Here is a 1034-nt window from a genome sequence, read left to right as displayed (position 1 = left end):
TTCGATCCGCTCGTCCTTGCGAGCGATATGCTCGTCCTTACTTGCTATCGCGACGTCCTTGGCCGTCTCGCGTGCCTGGGCTGCGATCAGCATCGCCTTCAGGGCAGCAACATCATCGGGAAGATTAGCAACGTCCAACATGGCCAGAGCCTACCAAAACCAAATCCGTTTTGCTTCCGGAATCTATCCTGCTGAGTCATCGTGTCGCAGCTATTCGATGGTCTCCGGCGCTCTCGTTTCGACAGCCCGAACCCGCCTCCAATCAAGCCCGGCGAACAGTGCCTCGAACTGAGCGTGGCTCAATGTCATCAGGCCGTCCTTGATGCCAGGCCAGGTGAAGCTATGCTCTTCCAGCCTCTTGTACGCCAGCACGATGCCGGAACCATCCCAGTAGATCAGCTTCAGCCGATCTGCCCTGCGAGATCGAAACACGAAGACCGTTCCCGTAAACGGGTCCTTGTGCAGCTCGTTCTTAACCAGCGCCGCCAATCCATCATGCCCCTTACGGAAGTCTACGGGTTTGGTCGCCACCATGATCCGGACGCGGTTCGAGGGGAAGATCATATCGCCGCCGCCAGTGCACGCGCGATGGCAGCAATCCGGGCAACAGACGCACCTTCCTCAAGACGGATCGTGACCGGGCCGACAACAATCTCGGTGCGGCAAACTGGGTTGACACTCAGCGGCTCAGGCGCGGGCGTCTCGACGACTACGGCCGCGAATTCGACTGAGTCCTCCGGCTCAGGCAAAACCAGCTTGCCCTGCCGTGCCAGTGTTCGCCAGGTCGATAGGTGGTTGGCCTTCAGCCCGTGGCGGGCCGCAACTTCATTCACCGTCACACCTGGTCGCAAACTCTCCGACACGATGCGCGCCTTGATCTCATCCGGCCATTGACGATGCACCTCACGTCCGCTCCGCCGCGTTGTGAGAACCTCCAACGTAGCACCCATGGAGAAACTCCTTATCGCTCGTCCATGGAACTTCGATCACAGATCAGGCGACAGCGGGCAACGTGGGGGTGGAACAGCGGTTAC

General features: G+C 59.6%; 2 protein-coding genes. Both read right to left on the bottom strand.

Annotated elements, in window-relative coordinates; genetic code table 11:
- Positions 1–210: 210 nt before the first annotated feature.
- Positions 211–564 carry an IS66 family insertion sequence element accessory protein TnpB gene (gene tnpB / locus RRU01S_RS26120; protein WP_045232920.1) on the bottom strand — a complete coding sequence of 118 codons (354 nt, stop codon included), beginning with the start codon at positions 562–564 and terminating at the stop codon, positions 211–213.
- Positions 561–950: an IS66-like element accessory protein TnpA gene (tnpA, locus tag RRU01S_RS26115; RefSeq protein WP_045232749.1), complete on the bottom strand. Its 390-nt coding sequence runs from the start codon at positions 948–950 to the stop codon at positions 561–563. The genes tnpB and tnpA overlap by 4 nt, the downstream gene beginning before the upstream one ends.
- Between the last annotated feature and the right edge of the window lie 84 nt (positions 951–1034).

The sequence above is a fragment of the Agrobacterium rubi TR3 = NBRC 13261 genome (assembly GCF_000739935.1).
In the GTDB taxonomy this organism is placed as follows: domain Bacteria; phylum Pseudomonadota; class Alphaproteobacteria; order Rhizobiales; family Rhizobiaceae; genus Agrobacterium; species Agrobacterium rubi.
This window is presented reverse-complemented; position numbering and strand designations above follow the sequence as displayed.

Excerpts from the sequence above, each read along its gene's own strand:
- tnpB (WP_045232920.1), bottom strand. The coding sequence starts at position 564 with ATGATCTTCCCCTCGAACCGCGTCCGGATCATGGTGGCGACCAAACCC.
- tnpA (WP_045232749.1), bottom strand. The coding sequence starts at position 950 with ATGGGTGCTACGTTGGAGGTTCTCACAACGCGGCGGAGCGGACGTGAG.